The sequence below is a fragment of the Flavobacterium frigoris genome (assembly GCF_900111075.1).
Classification (GTDB): domain Bacteria; phylum Bacteroidota; class Bacteroidia; order Flavobacteriales; family Flavobacteriaceae; genus Flavobacterium; species Flavobacterium frigoris.
The window spans coordinates 45816-65570 of record NZ_FOFZ01000007.1; the positions used below are offsets into that span (position 1 = coordinate 45816).

General features: G+C 36.7%; 25 protein-coding genes. 20 read left to right on the top strand and 5 right to left on the bottom strand.

Translation table 11 applies throughout. The features are described from left to right. Positions 1–85: 85 nt before the first annotated feature. From BMW63_RS10605 to BMW63_RS10625, 5 genes are read right to left on the bottom strand one after another with little or no spacing between them, the layout of a single operon-like run. Entirely contained in the window at positions 86–1414 is a 1329-nt protein-coding gene (locus tag BMW63_RS10605; RefSeq protein ID WP_074723447.1) for a PBECR2 nuclease fold domain-containing protein, read from the bottom strand. Continuing rightward, complete coding sequence (locus tag BMW63_RS10610; RefSeq protein WP_074723448.1) at positions 1347–2705, bottom strand: phage portal protein family protein; 1359 nt, start codon at positions 2703–2705, stop codon at positions 1347–1349. The genes BMW63_RS10605 and BMW63_RS10610 overlap by 68 nt, the downstream gene beginning before the upstream one ends. 55 nt (positions 2706–2760) lie before the next feature. After that, positions 2761–3198: a phage protein Gp36 family protein gene (locus BMW63_RS10615; protein WP_074723449.1), complete on the bottom strand. Its 438-nt coding sequence runs from the start codon at positions 3196–3198 to the stop codon at positions 2761–2763. Next, positions 3199–4767, bottom strand: coding sequence for a hypothetical protein (locus tag BMW63_RS10620; RefSeq protein ID WP_074723450.1), 1569 nt, complete (start codon positions 4765–4767; stop codon positions 3199–3201). Continuing rightward, complete coding sequence (locus tag BMW63_RS10625) at positions 4768–5211, bottom strand: transposase (RefSeq protein ID WP_074723451.1); 444 nt, start codon at positions 5209–5211, stop codon at positions 4768–4770. It lies immediately after the preceding gene. A 127-nt stretch (positions 5212–5338) separates the two neighbouring features. On the opposite strand from BMW63_RS10625, the gene BMW63_RS10630 reads away from it, so the two are divergent. From BMW63_RS10630 to BMW63_RS10720, 20 genes are all read left to right on the top strand, one after another. Continuing rightward, positions 5339–6466 carry a Clp protease ClpP gene (locus BMW63_RS10630; RefSeq protein WP_074723452.1) on the top strand — a complete coding sequence of 376 codons (1128 nt, stop codon included), beginning with the start codon at positions 5339–5341 and terminating at the stop codon, positions 6464–6466. A gap of 58 nt (positions 6467–6524) precedes the next feature. Next, entirely contained in the window at positions 6525–7613 is a 1089-nt protein-coding gene (locus tag BMW63_RS10635; RefSeq protein ID WP_083380445.1) for a hypothetical protein, read from the top strand. A 10-nt stretch (positions 7614–7623) separates the two neighbouring features. Continuing rightward, entirely contained in the window at positions 7624–8040 is a 417-nt protein-coding gene (locus BMW63_RS10640) for a hypothetical protein (protein WP_074723453.1), read from the top strand. A 20-nt stretch (positions 8041–8060) separates the two neighbouring features. Continuing rightward, a complete protein-coding gene (locus tag BMW63_RS10645; RefSeq protein ID WP_074723454.1) occupies positions 8061–9305 on the top strand; it encodes a DUF2586 family protein in 1245 nt (414 codons plus the stop codon). Beyond that, the gene (locus BMW63_RS10650; protein ID WP_074723455.1) at positions 9305–9721 is read left to right on the top strand and encodes a hypothetical protein; all 417 of its coding nucleotides are present in this window, start codon (positions 9305–9307) and stop codon (positions 9719–9721) included. Before BMW63_RS10645 ends, BMW63_RS10650 begins: the two co-directional genes overlap by 1 nt. A gap of 84 nt (positions 9722–9805) precedes the next feature. Beyond that, positions 9806–10126, top strand: coding sequence for a hypothetical protein (locus BMW63_RS10655; RefSeq protein WP_074723456.1), 321 nt, complete (start codon positions 9806–9808; stop codon positions 10124–10126). A 59-nt stretch (positions 10127–10185) separates the two neighbouring features. Further along, positions 10186–10311, top strand: a complete 126-nt coding sequence (locus BMW63_RS18555) for a hypothetical protein (RefSeq protein ID WP_262488759.1) — start codon at positions 10186–10188, stop codon at positions 10309–10311. After that, a complete protein-coding gene (locus BMW63_RS10660) occupies positions 10311–11003 on the top strand; it encodes a DUF6046 domain-containing protein (protein ID WP_074723457.1) in 693 nt (230 codons plus the stop codon). The genes BMW63_RS18555 and BMW63_RS10660 overlap by 1 nt, the downstream gene beginning before the upstream one ends. After that, entirely contained in the window at positions 11003–12007 is a 1005-nt protein-coding gene (locus BMW63_RS10665) for a hypothetical protein (RefSeq protein WP_074723458.1), read from the top strand. The genes BMW63_RS10660 and BMW63_RS10665 overlap by 1 nt, the downstream gene beginning before the upstream one ends. Beyond that, entirely contained in the window at positions 12004–12486 is a 483-nt protein-coding gene (locus tag BMW63_RS10670; protein WP_074723459.1) for a hypothetical protein, read from the top strand. The genes BMW63_RS10665 and BMW63_RS10670 overlap by 4 nt, the downstream gene beginning before the upstream one ends. Further along, positions 12486–12701 carry a hypothetical protein gene (locus BMW63_RS10675; protein WP_074723460.1) on the top strand — a complete coding sequence of 72 codons (216 nt, stop codon included), beginning with the start codon at positions 12486–12488 and terminating at the stop codon, positions 12699–12701. Before BMW63_RS10670 ends, BMW63_RS10675 begins: the two co-directional genes overlap by 1 nt. A gap of 2 nt (positions 12702–12703) precedes the next feature. Then, complete coding sequence (locus tag BMW63_RS10680; RefSeq protein WP_074723461.1) at positions 12704–12991, top strand: hypothetical protein; 288 nt, start codon at positions 12704–12706, stop codon at positions 12989–12991. Beyond that, positions 12988–13398 (top strand): hypothetical protein, encoded by a 411-nt coding sequence (locus BMW63_RS10685; protein ID WP_074723462.1) that lies wholly within the window; start codon positions 12988–12990, stop codon positions 13396–13398. The genes BMW63_RS10680 and BMW63_RS10685 overlap by 4 nt, the downstream gene beginning before the upstream one ends. Further along, entirely contained in the window at positions 13355–13660 is a 306-nt protein-coding gene (locus BMW63_RS10690; RefSeq protein WP_074723463.1) for a hypothetical protein, read from the top strand. Before BMW63_RS10685 ends, BMW63_RS10690 begins: the two co-directional genes overlap by 44 nt. A 1-nt stretch (position 13661) precedes the next feature. After that, positions 13662–14504: a hypothetical protein gene (locus tag BMW63_RS10695; protein ID WP_074723464.1), complete on the top strand. Its 843-nt coding sequence runs from the start codon at positions 13662–13664 to the stop codon at positions 14502–14504. Further along, a complete protein-coding gene (locus BMW63_RS10700) occupies positions 14494–14982 on the top strand; it encodes a hypothetical protein (RefSeq protein ID WP_074723465.1) in 489 nt (162 codons plus the stop codon). Before BMW63_RS10695 ends, BMW63_RS10700 begins: the two co-directional genes overlap by 11 nt. 1 nt (position 14983) lies before the next feature. Continuing rightward, on the top strand, positions 14984–15754 hold the full coding sequence (locus BMW63_RS10705; protein ID WP_074723466.1) for a phage baseplate protein: 771 nt from the start codon (positions 14984–14986) through the stop codon (positions 15752–15754). 4 nt (positions 15755–15758) lie between these two features. Next, entirely contained in the window at positions 15759–18284 is a 2526-nt protein-coding gene (locus tag BMW63_RS10710; protein ID WP_074723467.1) for a hypothetical protein, read from the top strand. A gap of 182 nt (positions 18285–18466) precedes the next feature. Next, positions 18467–19024 (top strand): N-acetylmuramoyl-L-alanine amidase, encoded by a 558-nt coding sequence (locus tag BMW63_RS10715; RefSeq protein ID WP_074723468.1) that lies wholly within the window; start codon positions 18467–18469, stop codon positions 19022–19024. After that, positions 19021–19599 (top strand): hypothetical protein, encoded by a 579-nt coding sequence (locus tag BMW63_RS10720; RefSeq protein WP_074723469.1) that lies wholly within the window; start codon positions 19021–19023, stop codon positions 19597–19599. Before BMW63_RS10715 ends, BMW63_RS10720 begins: the two co-directional genes overlap by 4 nt. The last annotated feature ends 156 nt before the right edge of the window (positions 19600–19755 follow it).

The following is a 19755-nucleotide window of genomic DNA, read 5'->3' on the forward strand; positions in this document are numbered from 1 at the left end:
ATTAGCAAGTAAGATGAAGCCCCTAACATTAGCGCTCACTGAGATAAGGAATGCACAGCGTGAAGGGATCATTTAATTGAGGGTTTTATTTTACCGCTTTCCTTAAAAGAAGACCTTTACGTAAGTTTAGGTCTTCTTTTTTTGCTCTATACCATGTCTTGATTACTAATCCATCTTTTGCCATTTCACAATCAATAACGATGATGGTATCGTTATAAAACTTCATATACCTGGACTGAAACTTCCCTCCTAAATCAGGCTCATTGTACCACACTTCATCAGGATTGTTTAAAATGTCTTTGATATGCGGAAACAATTGATGTCTTTGTTCGCTTTCCTTTAAATACTTGCCTTTGGTATGAAAATCAAAGTTCTTTTGGGTTACAATCATTTTTCGACCATAGTAATCTTTAAACCGCATAAATTTTTCATCATTCACGGTTTTAAAGAGTTCTTTAGCGTTGTCTCCAGTAATGGTTTTGTCAATTGAAAGTTTGTTTAAATTCGATTTAAACGAATCCCACGGTTTTAAATCATACTTATCGAAAGTCATTTCGTTGACCTTTTTAGGCAATCCTTTGATGTCGCTATAAAATTGTGATTTAGTAAAAACCTGCTTTAGATCACCACGATTGATATTGAATTGACTTTTTGACCATTTGGCATCATCTGTATTTAACATCTCCTGAGCTAGTTTCCCGCTCATTACTTGCTCAGGCTTTGGTGTACGGTTGTATTGCTTGAATTCACAACGACAACCATGACCATTTGGCGGAAACAGTTTCATGGCTTCACGATCACTTAAATTAAATATTTTACCATCAAGCTTGGCGTGTTCGCTTCTTACTTTCGAGTCTCCTGCCGTTTCATATTGAACGAAAGAAGTAACTGTATCCTTTTCGGCTAAAAAGCGGTGGTAAGCTGCCGAATTTTGCCCCACAGCAACTGAAAGATTGTATTCGGTTGTTAAGTAGTTTTGATTTAAATCCTTTACTCTTTCATTGGCCAGTTTCTTAAAATCAGATTCAGATCTAATTTCGTTTTTCTCCTGGTCAATTAACAAGTCTGTCATGGCTGCCAAACGTGCCTCTGTTTTAGAATCAGAGAACTCAAACAAATTGTATTCCATCAACTGCATGGCTAATGTGTCAGGTGTGTTATAGCCTGTAGTTATGCCGTAACCTGATTTTAAACCTTTGGTCAATTCGAGAGCTTCAGCAACTATTAACTTCCCTTCAGTACCAATTGTTTCTTCTTTATTCCAAATTGCATTGATTAACTTATTGGTTAATTCATCTAGAATTTTATTGCTGGCCGATGCTGTAGGTGCGCTAGAACCACAACATTTATGAATAGTCTGGTCTTTTCCAAGATTCAGGGGTTGGATTGTTTTCTTCTTGCTTGGTAGTTCCATTTTTAGTGCGTTTTAGTAGTGCTTCTATTGTTTTTGATGCTTCTAATTGTGCTACAATTTGCGTGGGCGATTGTTGTATTTTACCCACAATCGGAATATTAAAAGTTTCAGAAAGCCAATCCTGTTCTACTTCATATTGATTCATTATTCCTTGAGTAATAGTCCAAAATTGTACAAGATCAATTTCTTCTTTGGATTCAATCCATTCAAAAATATCATCGTCAGATATATAACTATAACCTTGTATTTGAAGTAAGGGCAAAAGTTGATCATTAACTGTAAATGCGATATCCCTTCTATCAGCTTGACTAATTTTATAGTCTAAGGAACGCTCGTGTACTTCGGTTTGGGAACGGTTGGCAGCGTCAGAACCTAGCGTATTAGATCCAACCAAAACCCCAGCAATTTCATTACTGTTTTGCTCAATGAATTTAGAATAGACCATATAAGCATCGGTGCGGTTGGCTTCATCAAACTTGATGGTCGTTCCTTCAGGAAACACACCCACCGAAGCTTCAGCAAGTGATAGTAGTTGCTTTTCTACCTTATCAATATGATCGGAATTGTTGTTGTTAGTAGTTGCTGACACCATTGGCATGCCAAACTTTTCACAAAATTCCGCCCACGATTGGGATACATTCCGCTTCCAAATCAAATTGGGAATAATATCATTGATGATCCCTAACGGATTGTCAGGGTTTAATTCAATAACCCAAGGTTTATGAATAGGGTCATCATACTGAATAAATACTTTGTCCTTACCTAAGTCAGGGTAGATGCGCTTTTGAGACGGTACAGTGTTACGAGGTGGGATAACATCAAATTTGATATTGTGACCATCAAAGCTTAAAAACTCAAGAATTCTAGTGCCTTCAATTTTTGATTCCAGATCAGTACCTAGATACCTGTAAAACCATTGTTGTTGAAATAGTTTTGAAGCTAATTCATTGAGTTCTCCAGTCTTTCCGTTACGTATTTGAAAGTCGACTGATAAAGTAGCCGATTTACGCAAAAGGGATTGCGTTTTATAAGTACCATCGGTACGCAAATCCTCTACCAAATCAAAGTATCTGTTATAGCGTGGTGTTTCAATGTGATCGATAGCCATTAATGCTAAACGCCACGTTTGTATTTCCTTTCGACTTCTATCTTTGTAGGCTTTTGCAATCTGCATAATGATACCGTCTGCATTTTTCTTGCCTGATCGTAGTGGTTGTGTCTCTGTTTTGGCTACTGGGGCAAAATTACGCCCCTGTGCGTTTCTTAGTTTGTTTATTGAATTCCTTTTCATATAATATAAAATAGTGCCTTAGAATTGAGTTTAAACGTGTTTTAAATCGGTAACACTACCATTTGTTATTGCTTGATTTGTTGTTACTGCTTATTCTAACCGTTCCTTTAGTTTCGCCACTATCGTTTGTGAGTAATGGCAAATCGGCTGTTTTGTTTGGTTCTAGCATTCCCTTTAACCAGTCCAAAGCATCTTGATACCGATTAGAGCGGTGTTCTGGAATCTTGTTTGGAGCTATAGAGCAATACAAATGGTATAAGGCACAATCAATAGTGATCATAACAATAAATGCGTTACGGTCGTCCGTTACCCCGTCCGATGGTGTGAAAATAGTAGCTACATTATACCGTCCAGCTAAATAGTTTTTAATTTGAGCTATCGCCATTAGTTCGGCACTCAAAAGTTTAGTTTCGCTGTAGTTTTCTAGTAAGATGTTTTTGATTTCATTACGAATCAAAACAGCGTAATCGGTGTCTTTTATAAATCGGCTCATTTAAAATCTGTTTTTCTTTTCGCTTAATAATTCCTTTCGGCTTTTGGTTTTTGGTTCGAATTTGGTAACAAATGTGATTTTATTGACTTTGGATACTCCTGATTGTAAAAAATCGGGTCCGTCATCATTAGCACCACTTCCTTTTTCAAAAGCGTACAATTGATCTTCCATCGTTTGAAAGTCATTATTACCTCGGTATTTGGCATTAAAAAACATATTCATTCGTTCAAAATAACCCGCCATGCTTTCAATACGATCAAACTTGTCAATCTTACTTTTTTTATCGGCTGTTACAGGAATGTACCATCCACGCTCATCGCCTTCAGTATCAAAATCATTGACAAAGTCATCCATGGCAAACAATCCTTCGATTTGATAAGTGATGTTATAATCAAGCAGCTTATGGTCTTCGACTAAATCATACAGCCATTCGGCTAATGCTTTTCGGCTGGACTTCCTGAGGTAGCAAAATATTAAATGAAACTCTCTACCAATTTTTCCAACCAATCCCATTCCTTTGTAATCTCCTGCATCTTTATAACTTAAATCGCCATAGAAACACAAAGCGTCATATTTGTCTAGTGTGGGCATTTCTTTGTACTGCATGTATTCAGGTTTGAAAATTTCGCCATCCTGAATATGCACGTGCATGTACTCCCGCATAAAGGAACGGTACGGGGTTTCTTCAAACTTAATTCGCCAGTATTCAGCATTAGTTTTTTCTGGCCATGTTGGTTCAAATGTGTTTAAATCCTTAACCGCTTTGGCCGTTATGATAAAGTGTTTGAACTTTCTTTTTACTGCTTTAGCTTTTTCATTAATCCGTTCAAACTCCTGTTTGAGTTGGTTAATGATGGTGTTTTTATGAAAGTTGTTATTAGCGCAAACAAAACGTTTGCGCTTCGAACCTTCGTCAAATGTTCCTTTTAAATCTTCCCAAACCCAATCATAAGCCTTGCGAGAACGTTTCTCATTGTTGCATAATTCAATACTGTCAACATCATCAATCACGATATAATCAGGGCGTTCAGATTGTTCTCTTAATCCACGAACCGATTGACGAAAACCACGACTAACAAATTTTACTCCGTCTATAGTGCTAAAATCGCCTTCAGACCAATCGCCATATTTATATCGGGTACCATAATCGTTTAGAAGCCTTTGGTTGTACTGCAATTGTGCTTGAACATCTGATATTAGTTTCTTTCCTTTATCGACTGTTTGCCCTATTAAGAGCATAAAAAACAAATCTCCTGTGTAATATAGGTACAAAGGGATTCCCATATCAGCATGTACGGACTTTGCTCCTGATCTGTATATTTCCAATAAGATATCAATGATTTTATTGGAGATTATCAAATCGGCCATTTCAATATGATATGGTGCGCATTTAGATTTTGCGTACATAGGAAAGTAATATTCAAACCACGTCACATAATCTTTTTCCAGCTCCTTGATGCGTCTTAATTTATCGCCTGGGCTTTCATTTATGTTTACGGTAGTAGCTTGCTTTACTTTTCTACAGTGCTCTTCGTATTGCTTTAATATTTTTTCAAACGCTGCTGTCATTTAACTCTCGAGATTGATTTTGTATAACAAGAACTGTTTGTGCCATTCGGTAAATAGTACCGCTGTCTTAGGGTCTTGGTCAGCCATCCAGTTGTCAAACTCTTTAAATACTGAAAAGACTACTTGCACGCTTATTTTATCAGAAAGGCTTTCTATTACTTTATTAATTTTTGCAAGTGCGTCTGCATCTACATTAGATTTTTCGCCGCCTGCTACAAGGATTAATTCTTTTAATAGGATCTCTTTAATCTTGTGGGGTGAAGCGAGCATTTCGGCACGTTTATCATCCCATGCCTTTTCGCCTTCCTTGCCTTTTCTCCATTTACTTAATGTTTGTTCGGATACGTCTAACTGTTCGGCAATCGCTTTTGCAGTCATCCCGTCCTCTACAAACATTCTTTCGGACATTACTTTTTTAGCCTGATTTGTTAGCATTTTCGACATGTAAATTTTTGGTATTAAATAGCAAAAGTCCTTATAAATCAAGGTGTAAACTAAAAATGTTGCAACCCTTGCGAACAATGTTTTTTAAGAAACACAATCATCACATCTTTGCTTCAAAGTTTTAAAAATGATATTTCAAGTACAGGATAATACGATCACAGCCTACGGTGAAATTTGGGACAGAAACGGAATGGAGTTCATTTCGCTATTCTCTGAATTAGAAGCAAAATACAGTCAGATAACTGTAAAGATGCACAGCTATGGCGGTTCAGTTTTCGATGGTAATTTGATTTATAATGCAATCCAAAACAGCAAAAAAGAAATTGATTTTATAATCATTGGTATCGCCGCTTCGATGGCAGCAGTAATCAGTCAATCCCGTACAGACAAAAAACCGAAAATGGTTAGAAATGGATTTATGATGATTCACGCTCCATCTGGCAGTACCTATGGTGGTGCTTTAGATCATGAGAACAACGCTAAACTTTTGCGTTCGATTGAAACTAACTTAATCAATTCTTTTTCTAAAGGGCTTAATAAATCAAAAGCCTACATCGCCAAATGGATGGTAGGCGATAACTGGTTTGATGCTGAAGAAGCATTAAAGGAAGGTTTGATTTCTGAAATTGTGGAAGCCGAAAGCGAAACCATAAGTGCCAGTTATAATCCACAAGAAATAGGAGCTCAAGGAATGTATTATCAATTCACGGCTTTACTCAATCCTAAAAATTCCCAACAAATAAATTTAGATCACAATATGAAACTACCAATTATTCAAGCTCTTTCCTTGCAAGGTGTAAATGAGCAAAGTTCAGACACAGCAGTTATTGAAGCTGTAAAAAAACATTTTGAAGCACAAGCGACTGTAACACAAGGTAAACTTGATGCCGAAATTGCTAAAAGAATTACAGCCGAAACGGCATTAGCTGACCAAGGCAAAGCGGCTATTACTGCGGAACTGGATCAAGCTAAAAAGGAGGGAAAAATTACCCCTGCAAACCAAGCGACTTATGAAGCTATTGGAACGACTTCAGGGATTGAAGCTTTGAAAACGGTACTATCTGCTATTCCTGCTCGTAATCCTATTAAGGCACAAATGCAAAATGCTGGTGGTACTGGTAGTGGTTCTGCTACAGGTCGTGAAGCTTGGGCTTGGGATCAATGGCAAAAAGAAGACTCTAAAGGATTAGAAGCTTTGCTAAGAGAAAACCCAGAAGGATGGCAGGCATTGTATGACGCAAAATACAAGAAGTAAAAACACACATTTAGAAACAACCTTGGCGGGTTAGAATAAATCAATCTTATAAATAATTATGAAAAAAACACGTAAAATTTCAATTCCAGCTATTCTTTGTAATATCTGTTTAGCCATCATTGCAGCTGTATTAATCAGCTTTATAGCCGACTTAAATGCTTTTGCTGTAGCGATGATTATTTTTACTTTAGGTACTGGCTTACAGTTCCTTTTTCCAAACAAAGTAAAAGGTTTACTTTATGCAGGTGTCTATCGTGAGATTTGGACTGGCGAATTAGTCGAATCCTTTCAACCCGAAATTGAAGCTTCGTTTTTAAACGAAATTCCAGACGAAAGTAGACACGTTACATCTTCTTCTAGCGGAGAAAATCAAGTCATTCACTTAGTCGATATTGGCGCAGATCCTGAGGTATTAATTAATAATACAACCTATCCAATTGGTTACTCTACATTGGAAAATGGCGATATTGCTTTCCAGTTGGACAAATTTACGACTGTAGCTACTAAAGTAACAGATGATGAGCTTTATGCTATTACGTACGTTAAAATTGCTGTAGTCAACAAAAAGCACAAGAACGCTATTTTGGCAAAGAAATTTGCAAAAGCGACTCATGCATTAGCTCCACAATCGCATACTGTAGCTACTCCAGTTCTGGGAACTACAGGAGCCACTGTAGCGGGTAAAAAATTAGCAACGGTAAACGATATCATCGATTTAGGTGGTGCATTATCGGCTGCTGGTGTACCTGATGATGGTAGCCGTATTTTGGTTTTGAATACGCTTCATAACACAGGTATTGTGAAAGAAGTAAAAGACTTCTACAAAGATTACTTAAACATCGCTACTGGTCAATTAAGACCATTATTCCACGGTTTCAAAGTGTATTTGTACCACGCCATGCCTTTCTATTTGGCAGCGGATAACACTAAAGTTTCTTTTGGTGCGGTGTTTAATCCAGCGATTCACAACGTAGCTTCAGTAGTGTTTTATGCTCCTGATATGTTTAGAGCTGAAGGTTCTACCAAAATGTACTACGATGAGCCTGATACTCAAAATCAAGCTGCGGCCGTAAACTACCGTCACTATTATTTAGTATCTCCAAAGAAAGCCCGTGCAATTGGTGCTTTAGTAACTGCTAACGCTTAATTCTAAGAAGATGAGTAAAGATACAAACAAGCAAACAGCGGCAACGTTGTTTGCTTCTACTACACACGATGTCCTTTGGGCAAATCCTAAAGGCGAATTTTTCACTTCGGAGAACATTGGTACTTTGAGTTTGAAAGCAGGTCAGAAATTGACCAAATTTGAACGTACTGAAGAAGTTACTGAAGATGATAAAGCAGTTAAGCCTATGACTGCTACTGATGCCATTGCATTTATTCTAAAAGCAGAATCACTAGAAGAATTAAAGCCTTTTGAAACTGATGAACGTAAGACGGTTAAAATCGCTTATGACGGTAGAACAGCTGAATTGGTGGCTAAAATTGAAGTTAGTACTTCTCAAGAAGTAAAAACTGCTGAAGGCACTCAAGAAGGAACCAACGGAAACGAAGACACCGAAGACAAAAAGTAAATTTAAAACCGATTTAAACAATGGCAAATTTAAATGCTGCAGATATTAAAAAAGGCAAAGTAGGTGCCAATAGGCTCAACAATGATAGACGGGTTTCGGCTATCATTGTGAGTTCTCCTGTCATTCCTCTTTTAGCTTTTAAAGAAACGGTTCAATTTTATGGATTGTTTGATGCTGCTCAAAAAGGCATTACTGAAGCCTTTGATAAGGATAACAATGTAAACGTGTATCGTCATGTACGTGAGTTTTATCGTAATGCTGGCGAAGGCGTTTTGTTAAACTTCATGGCCGTGCCGCAAACAGAAACTTTGGTTTCTATTTGTCAAGACACGACAAACGATAAATTAAAACGTTTGTTGATTGATTCTGATTTTAAAGTGCGTCAATTGGCTGTGGCTTTAAATCCAACCGTTGCAGGTGTACCAGTGGATGGCTTAGTTCCTGATGTTGTTGATGCAATTTCATTTGCTCAAGGAATGGCCGAATTGGCTTACAATCAGTTTATGCCAACACATATCTTTTTAGAAGGTTATCAATTGGGTGGTTTGAGCTCTGTAGTGCCTCACTTGAGAGAAATCGAAAATGTAGCTGCTACAAAGGTAACCATGGTAATTGGTCAAGACTGGCAATATGCCGATACTAAGACGGGTATCGCTCAAAAGTTTGCCGATGTGGGAACCGTTTTAGGTGTTTGCGCAGCTGCTGCCATTAATCAAAATATAGGGGACAATGAAGCCTTTAATTTGATGGATGCAAAAAAATCCGCTTGGATGATTCCTGGACTATCGAGCCATCAAAAAAACAAAGAAATATTCGAACAATTACAAACTTTTGAAGACAAAGGCTATGTATTTGGATTGTCTTATGCTGGACTAGCTGGAATTCGCATTAACAACGATCACGTTTGCGCCCCAATTATCATTGATGATGAAGGCAACTTAAACGAGCATACTATTGCTTACGGTCGTGTGATGGATGATTGCGCTAGGCAATTAAGAACGGCTTATTTACCCAAAATCAAAAAGACCTATCCAGTTGACGATTTAGGAAAATTACCTACTGGCGTGCGTGTTTCACTAGAAACGATTGGCGACAATATCTTTAATGATATGGAGAACGCTGTCGAAATTTCGGGCGGTAAAACGACCATTGACCCTGATAGTGATCTTCTAGTTGCTAAAGAATTAAAAGTAGCCTTCAATGTACAGCCAACTGGCGTACTGGGTTATTTGAACGGAACTATTAACTTGAAATCTACCCAATAATGGCAAAAATAACCCGAAACGGAAAAGCCTACGATAGTGCTGATTGTACTGTTTTTATTAATGGTGTACCTCTTGAAGTGACATCAGCTACTTACGGAAACGAACAGGAGCATCAATTGAACTGGACGCTTGGCTCTAATGCAACGAGTTGGAGTAAGGGAAAAATTACTCCTAACGCATCGATAGGAATCATGATGCATGACATCACGCCACTTGAAATGGCAGCCAAAGGAGGAATTTTAAACATTAAGCCTTTTGATGTAATTATCACTTTTACTAATGAATACAATGTTATCATAACGGATAAGCTATTGGTTAAATTCATGAAGGAAGGTCGCGAAGTTACTGGCGAAATGGGGTTAAAGATGGAATACCCGCTGTTCGCTCTTAAAGTCGATTTGAACGTCGCAAATTAAAAAATACATTTCTCTCTTTCATTTTTCTCTGAAAACCCTCTTTCGGGAGGGTTTTTTTAAATCAAATTTAAACACAAAAATATAATGGCTAAAGCTAAAAAAGAAGTAAGTCAAGACGTAATTGACAAAGTAGGCGGTGTAGAATACTTACAACGTGCGTTCCTAAAAGATGAAGTAAAAGGCGTCGAGATAGAAGTTATTGTAAGTGTTCCTGATCGTGTGGTTCTAGGCGAATACATGAAGTATTCACAAGTGAATCCAAAGAAAGCTCAAGAGATTTTAGTGAAAAACTGCTTGCATACTGATGTTGATCAGGTGATGGCATCCCGTCATTTATTTATGGGGGCTGTAGCGGCAATTGCTGAAATTATGCCAATTGGTGAAGTGCGTTTGGGAAAGTACTAGAAGATTGTCCAGGACTGATTGATGAAGACGAATTTGATATTGTTTTTAAAATGGATGCGATGATCAGTCATTTTCTTCATATTCCATTTCCTGAAAAGTTAACAGATGACATTTGGATTAATAAATGGGCTCAAGTAAAATGGTTGATTAAAAAAGGATTAGTAGCTCCAAAAACAGCAGAATAATGGCCATAGACGCTTACAGTAAAGTTTTTAATGATGTAACGGAATTCCCTAAAAACATCACCATCGATTTGGCCGCACGTTATGCGGCCGCTTTCGGAATGATGGCAGCAGGAAAAGCAATCGACCGTGTTTTTGTAGATAAAACAGCCCAAAACGATTACGGTTTTAATGTCTATCCACAACTGTCAAGCGATTTTGAATACGTTAAAATGGAAGTACCTGAAGTAGATACTTTGGAATTTTTTACTGTATTGCATGGCGATAAAGGAAGTCTTTTTGCACCGCCTTTGTTAATGAGTTTTTCTCAAGAGAAATCTTTGATTGAAACCGAGGTAAATGATGATGATCCAATAATCGTTGAGCGATGGGGAACTAAACCTTGGGATATTACCATAAACGGACTGTTGATTGATTTAGAAAAAAGGGTGTATCCAACCGATGAAATTAGAAGATTGAACCAGAACTGGAAGTATAACGGGGTAGTCAAGGTCATAGGAACTCAGTTTGAAGAATTGGATATTGACAGTATTTATTTTCGTTCTGTCAATTTTACTCGAGTTGAAGGGTATTCGGATACGGTTCAATTTTCGATCAATGCCAGTTCTATAAAAGCGGTCAATTTCACATTACTTAAACCTAGAAAAACGGTCGTAGTCGCTTCGAATATCGAATACGCAGGATACCAAGAATAATGAATTATCTCTATTACAATATATCGTTAAATATCACTATTGGAGGGGAATTAGAGTTTGCCGTGGCTCAGTCTATTCATATCGAATCGAGCGTGCAGGTGCTTAGTGATACGGCAAAATTAGAATTGCCCAGGGCTTTTAAAAATGCGGTTGATCAAGTAGGTAACGCAGTCAATATAGCGGGTAAATCTATCCTTGATTTTATGAAGCGTGGTGACTCTATTAAAATTGAATTGGGTTATGATGGAAGGCTAAAAACAGAGTTTGAAGGATACATCACAAAAATAGGGGCTGAAATGCCATTACAATTGGAGTGCGAAGATGAAATGTTTCAACTCAAGAAAGCCCCTAGAGTAACTAAGTTTATCAAATCAGGTAAGCTCATTGATATTTTAAAAGCGGTGGTACCAGCTAAATACACGATTGAGTGTAATGCTGATTACAGTATAGGCAAATGGTTAATTGAGGATGCTACTCCTTACAATGTGCTAGAGGAACTAAGAGAAAAAGCAGGCATACGAGCCTATTTTAAAAACCCTGCCACATTATGTGTTGGGATGATTGTCGATTTCAAAGCAGAAACAACGCATGCATTTAATTTTAGTGAAAATGTAAGGCGTGGCAGTAATTTGAAGTTTATCGAAACTCCAAAACCATTATTGTTAAGTATTGAAAGCAAGCAGGCTAACGGTTCGGTTCTCAAAGTATCAAAAGGCGAAAAAGGCGGTGACGAAAAAACAGTGAAGCTGTGGCCAAATATGGTTAAAGCTGATTTGCAAAAATGGTTAGATGCACGGCATTCAGTTGCAACTAATGATGGCTTCGAAGGAACTTTAGACAGTTGGTGTTATCCAATCACTAAAGCAGGAGATGCGGCGCAATTGTACCGACCTATGTACGAAGATAGGCATCAAGACGGGAGGTATTTTATAGAAAGTGTAACCATTGATGTTAACGGAACAGATGGAATAAAACGATCAAATACATTAAGTTATAAGCTATGAGTGAAGTGGACGAAATTTTAAAACAGGCGATTGTCGCACTGGGTAAAAAACGTAAAAAGTTCACGCTGATAGTTGGCGCGGTAAAAGCAATTGAAGGCGATACTTGTACGGTAGATGATTATGAAGACGTACAGCTGAATGCCATAATTGAGGATTTAGATAGCCAATTTACGGTTTATCCAAAAGTGGGTTCTAAAGTGGTCATTGCTCGACTGGATGATTCAGATTCAATGTTTATTATTCGACATTCAGAAATAGAGAAAATAACGATTAAGATTAATGATCAGTTATTTGAAATGAAGGACGGAAAGTTTACTGTTAAATCAGGAGAGTTAAGCCTTAAATCGATTTTAAACGATGGTTTTGACCAATTGACTAAAGCGGTTATAATGACACCTTCGGGTCCTGGGAAGTTTTCGGCTGCTGATGTAGCAATATTTAATCAATTGAAAACCAAAACCAATCAATTACTAAGCTAATGGCATTAAACGATAACGCATTTAAAGCGGAAATAATCGCTTTGCAGGATGAAATGATTACAGCTGTTGATTATGATCAAGCTAAAGTTATTTATGCTGAAAAATTAATGACAGCTATTAAAAATTATATCAAATCAGGAACTTTAAAAACAACGGTTAGCACAACAGGAACCGCAGCGGCTCAAACTGGAACAGGAACTGGAGCAATAACATAAATATGAGACAAGATATATTGAGAGACGATACAGGAGGTTTGGCTTTTGCTGATGGCGATTTTGCCACTGGCCAAAGCGATCAACAACACGTTGAAGATATTCTAGACTTGCAACCAGGAGAATTAAAAGAATTCCCTTTAGTAGGTTTTGGTGCGATCAATTATATCAAAAGAACTATTACTGCGGCTGAATTTAAACGTGATTTAAAAGTACAGTTAAATATGGACGGCTACGCAAATCCTATTATTGATATCAGCAACGGAATTGAAAATTTAAACATTGAAATATGAATGAAATAGTAATCACGTTGTTAGGAATTTTAACGACAGCCGCATCAGGTTATTTGAGTTTTTTGTTTGCGAGAAGTAAATACAAGCAGGAAGTCGAAAAAATAAAAGTAGAAGTTTTACAAGCTCGTGAAAGTGCCGATACAATAGCGATTGATAATGATATAAAACTATCAGGACATTACAAGGAAATTCTTGATGATCTAAAATCTCGATACGAAAGCAGGTATAAAGAATTTGAAGGCTTAATGAAGCGAAAAATTGATATGCTAGAGGAAGAATTGAAATTAAAAGACCGTAAAATAAAATTGCAACAGCAAGAAATAACCGAGTTGAAAAGAGAAAATCGAATTCTAAAAAAAGTACATGGAAACATCAGTAATAGTCTTAAACAGTCAGAGCCTACTTGATATAGCGATACGCTATTTGGGAACGGTAGAAGCGGCACTAGACATTGCTGTTCTGAACAAGATTAGTATTACTGAAGACTTAGTACCTGGGCAAATTTTGGAGCTTCCAAATGTCGACTACGGATATCAAGAAATAGTTACTTTTTTTAATGCAAACAAAACGCAGCCTGCTACTGCTTTGAGCGACGACAATAAGGCGATTATTGAAGGCGATTCAGGTATTGGGTTTTGGACAATTGAAGATAATTTTATAGTACAATAACATGGCACGACCTTTAGCAACAATACATAAATTAATGTTAGATGATATCGCCTCAAGCGAGGTTTTGTCTACCAAATTAATTTCATCAAGTTTATATGCAGTTTATAGAAACTTTACTTACATCGTAGCCGTCGCAATTTTTATTTTCGAAGGCTTGTTTGATCAAGGCAGGAAAGAAGTTGATGATAAAATTTACAATCAAAAGTCCGGGCGTTTACCTTGGTATAGAACAATGGCTTTAGCGTTTCAATTTGGTTTTGATTTAGTACCAGATAAAGACTATTATAATAATGGTAATGCTACTACTGAAGAAATTGAAGCTTCAAAAATTATTAAGTATGCTGCTGTTGTAGAATCGGATACTGAAAGTAGGATTATTATAAAAATAGCTGCTGAGGTTGATGGAGTTCTAAGTGATTTTACAGACCCTACACAAGTGGAAGCTATTGAAGCTTATTTTAAAGAAATCAAATGGCCTGGGCTAATCACAATAATTAATTATAAGGCTGATCAATTGTATTTGAACATTCAAATCAAAAGAAACGCACAATTAATTGATAACAACGGATTAAGTATTGCTGATGCTAATTATCCAGTAAATGAAGCTATAGCCGAATTTATGAAAGAGTTACCCTTTAATGGTGAATTAAGACTTTCGGCACTTGTAGATAAATTGCAGTTGATTACTGGAGTAATTGATGTGACACTTTTGAGTGCGCAATCGGCTTGGATTAATCCTGCGATTAACGGTTACGATACACCACAAAATATATTTATTTCTAAGGTTGCGGTGAGTGGTTATTTCAAAGTAGTTAATTATAGCGGTATAGCGTATGTGGTTTGATATTGATTGGTATAAATACGGTGGTTCGATGTTACCTACCAAGTGGCGGGATAGTACTACGGTGGCTTTTGTAAAGGTATTGTTAAAGCCAATTAATCAGGTGTATTATTCTTGGTTCAATTGGCGAATTGATAACATTTATAAGCTCGAGCATACTGGACAAATATGTTCGTTGCGTGGTTCATTAAATGACAAATTTGACCCAATTGACAGGCGGATTTATATAGGCGATGGACAACAGAACCCAACTACTTATATCTATACAGAAGCTGAGTCTCAAGACGTGTTTACGAATACTGAAAGCGAAGGAAAAGACGGGACATTATTCGTTTACACCGAAGCCGAAACGGCTGATACAGGACTAGACTTTATAGTTTATGTCCCCTTCGAAATTTTGAATAGAGAAATATACGCCATAAAGGCTCACATCGAATTTTATAAAGAAGGCGGCAAACGGTACGCCATAATAGGAACATAATATGAACTTAACAAATTTTGTGCAAACAGGTGGTTTCCCAGTCAAAGCCGAAAGGCTACAGGAACTTCAAACTGCCTTTTCTGTTTTTAACGAATTGGGTTTTTTGGCGGGCAACTTGACTATTTTATCAGGTTGTAACCTACTTGGAACTAGCATAAGTGACGGCTATGTTTTTATTAATGGCGAAGTCTTGAAGTTTAAGGCGGGATTCATTAGTGCGGATGTGATTGTCATTCAAAATGAAAGTGCTAAAGAGTTTGAAAATGGTGAAGTAAAAGCGGTGCATTATGAACGCTACGCTACTTTTGGAACTAATCTAGACGCTTCATGGCCTTGGGAAAGTTTTAAACGCCCTGACCCTATTACTGTTTTGATGGCTCGAATTAGTTTACTCGAAAAGAAGACGGCTATTTTCACTCAGGGAGGCGTTGCATTCCCTTGGCGAAAGCCAGCTAATGAAATCCCAGCAGGATTTCAAGAGTGCAATGATTTAAGAGGTAAAACGATTGTTGGTTATGACGAAAATCAGCCCGAATTTAATGCAATTGGAAAATCTGGTGGAGCAAAAAATAAAACACTGTCGATTGCTGAAATGCCAGCGCATAGTCACACATATCAAAAAGCTAAGATTGGACGTGGGTATGATTTTCAAGATAGAACGCCGCCTCTAAGTAGTTTAGAAACTGCAGATACATCGACAGTAGGAAGCGGTCAAGCATTTTCAATATTAAACCCGTACAGAGTAGTATTATTTATAGAATTTATAGGATAAAATTATGGCATCATTAGCACAAATATACGATTGGTTTATGACAAGCAAAAAGCCTACACAAGCTCAGTTCTGGGCATCGTGGGGTAGCTTTTGGAATAAGGGTGAGACAATCCCACAAAGCGCAATTTCTAACCTTACGGCCAGCTTAAACGCTAAGGCGGAAAAGTCGCAAATAGACGGGCATTTTACTGATGCGAATGCGCATGCTTTGGAGTTTTCAGCCAAAGAAGATAAGGTAAATAAAGGAGTTGCGAACGGATACGTTCCGCTTGATGAGTTTGTAAAAATAGCCAGCCAATATTTAAATATTGTAAATGATCTTGTGACTGGCGGTGCAACGTCATTGTTAAGCGCTGAGCAAGGCGTTGTTTTGCAAACACAGATTGATGGTATTAATATATTGCTGTCTTCTGACGACATTAATTTAGATACGGTTCAGGAAGTAGTTAACGCAATAAAACAAGTAGAGACTTCGCTGGAGACTATTCTTGTTAATGATTTGACTACGGGCGGGGTTACAAAAGCATTAACAGCTGAGATGGGGAAAAGTTTAAAAATCTTGATTGATAATAAACTTTCTACCTATATTAGTTCAAGTCAATCAATGAGTTTTGCACAAAGAAAAGATAGGACTCTCTATGGTATTATTGACCAATATACTGGTGAAGAAATAACATTTTCTTTAGCTACAAAATATTATGATGGAAGTAATCTCAATTTGTCAAAAGTTGATGGCGTCATGTATATAAATATTGGCTCCGAATTTTTTAAAAGAGATATAAATGATATTATAGATGTTCGATGGTTTGGTGTTAAAGGAGATGGAATTACAGATGACTCCGCTGGGTTAATAAAAGCTTTGACTTTCTCTTCAGGTCTAAATGTAAGATGTTTTGTCCCAAAAACAACAGATTATTATCATGTGTCAAAAACAATTAGAGTGCCATTAGTGTCAGGGCAGGTTCTTGATGTTTTTTCAAATGGTGCGTTAATTAAGCCTAATGTAATTCCGGTAAATGCATCTATTTGGAATCTTACTCAATTTAGAGAGCATAATTTATTCTCTTTCGGACCGACCGGAACTGGTAGTGATGTGAAATTGGCTTTTACAAATAATTCAAACATAAGTATTCATATATCTGGATTTGAGTTTGATTATTCTATAATACCGTTTATTGAAAACACTATTAACTATGATGCTGATATTGGAATTGCCCTTCAATTATCAGCTGAGAATATTGTTATAAAAGATGTTTTAATTTCTAATACTCAGGGATATGGTATTAGAAATCATGGAACAAAATATTCAGAATATCGCAATATAAGATGTTTAAATGTTGGTGGAAGAGGCCAGACGGTTGCAGGTTCTGGAGTTGATAAAGACGCATATGGTGATGCTTATTATTTTTCTTCATGTGTTGATCAAGCTAATATTTCTCTAGAATATTGTATAGCAAAAGGAATACAATCGTACGTAAAACGGTCAAGAGTAGCGGTGACTTTTGAATATGGAATTAATAGTTCCTCTTTAAACATCAAAGGGTGTGTTTTTCAAAAGTATTCAAAAATGCTTCATATCGAAGAAGAAGGAGGTGTTTTAGCACAGATAACAACCACAATTTTTAGTGATTTTAATTTCATGGTTGCAAATACTTTAACGTTGACTACGATCTGCAATTTTAACAACTGCAAAGTAACTTTGACCTCAAGAGACACTGAAGAAAATGGAAGTTCTTTTATCTCAGGATTATTTAGTGGCGCAAAAGCTAAAATACATTTTGAAAATTCAACATTTGATCTTAATAACGAATTAGGTGCCCAGATAACATGCGGAGGAGTTAGTAATTTTTCTAATTGTTATTTTAAATTCAATAATAAAAATCAATCGTTTTCTTATACCGATGCTATTTTCCAGAGCTGCACTTTTGATAGTTTTGGAGGAGTGAATCCTTCTTTTATATTTGGAAATTATGAACTTGTAAATCCAATTTTTATCAATGCTTATGGTAGCATCAGAAACAACCAGGTTAACTCATCGTTAAATCTTAAAGGGAATAATTTGAATTTGGTGATAAATGACGTATTAGATTCTTTTTATAACATATTTTCAGATTTCAATAAAACATCTAAATATGTTAGAATAGACAGTACTGCCACGCCATATAGTATAACAATAAATTCAACGACCTGTCAATCTCCATTATGGAAAAGTGCTTCTAGATTATCAGTCATTATTTATGGTACTGATATTTCACCTTCTAGAGACTTTTCTAAAGATAATTATACTTCAGGTTTCTCAAGCACTGGAGGAGGCTTATATATTGTTGATTTTAAATTTAATGGTGTCAACTGGGTTGTTGTTGGAGTGCCAAGTTTAATTGGTTCAGATTCATCTTCAATTGGAATGAAAATAAAAACAACAGATGGAGGTGTAACATGGACTCGAGGAGATACTGCTTCTCAAAATGTATACGGATATAATGTTATTATAGTTCCAAAAGAAAAGCGAAGTTATTTTGAAACATTTTAGTATTAAAAAAGTCGTACGGAGATATGAAATCACCACGCATAATATAGAATTACCAGGAGGGCGGGAAGTAAAAATAGTCCTCCGACATTAAAAAATATTTCTCAGGGATTCATTTAAAATTACGACACCAAAGCCGATCAAATAAGTATAATTAAATTAATAAATTTTTAAAATAGGAATAAATGATACAATTATCACCTTTGGTTGTTTTCCCAATAGCCGGGCATCACAATGCTGATCCCGGAGCGGTTTACAACTCGATAAAAGAAGCTGACAAAACAAAAGAGCTTCGCAATTTAGTGTCAAAGTATTTGACTTTGAAAGCGCACAAACACATTATGGATAATGATGCAAAAACGAATAGACAGTTACAATCCCGCATAAAGCCGGGTTCTGGCAGTGTTCTAGTAGATCATCATTTTAACGCTTCCTTAAATCCAGCATCCACAGGCGTTGAGGTAATTGTTGCCAATACTGCCAATGCCAATAGTAAAGCTTTGGCAAAAGAATTAGCGGACGGAACGGCTCGTGTTTTAGGTATTGCCAATAGAGGTGTAAAAACGGAAAAGGATACCGCTAGAGGCAGTATAGGAATTCTAAATCTTAAAGCAGGAATAGCGTGTTTGGTTGAAGTGTGTTTTTTATCCAATCCAAACGACATGGCAAAATATGAACTGAGAAAGGATGAGTTAGCTAAATTCTACGCCCAAACCTATATCAAATACGATGATTTAGTATGAAAAAATTACTCTGTATCATCGTCCTTGCGCTGTGTTTGGGTTGCAAAACCAAAACGGTAACGCTTGAGAAAACAAGCGAAATTGAAAACAATAGTTATCAAAAACACTTTGATTCCTTAGTTCAATTAGTCACAAAAAGCCAGTTGGATTACAGCAAAAGTCAAAGTTTAGTGAATCGTAATTTGTTTTTGCAAAGTGTTCCGGTTCTGGACAGTATCGGCAACAGAAAGCCACTGATTTACAAACATTTTATTGATGGCAAATTAGCTGAAGAGATTTATTTAGAAGGTGGCGAATTGACCCAGTCAAACGAAACCAAACAATCTAATGAATCCGAGCATAAAGATGAACTAAAGTCTGAAAAAGGACGCTTTGAAAGCGATGTAGGAATAGACGCTGCAAGCGAAAAAGCAACTAAAAAGAAGGCTAAAAAAGCGGAAACGAAAGGGTTTCAAGCGGGTTTTTATGTTTGGTTGTTTGCTATCATTATTGCACTTGTAGTGTTGGGATGGCTGGCTAAGAAATTCAAGCTAACGGAAAGGTTAAAAACGGTTTTCAAACCGAGTGGAGGTTAAAAATAGTCCTCCGACAATTAAAAAATCTTTCTGAGGGATTAATTTAAAATTACGACACCAAAGCCGATCGGAGGACATAAGTCTTCTGTTCGGCTTTGGTGCTTTTATTTTAATCCCTCAGAACTGCAAATATAGTACAATCAATCATCAATCAAA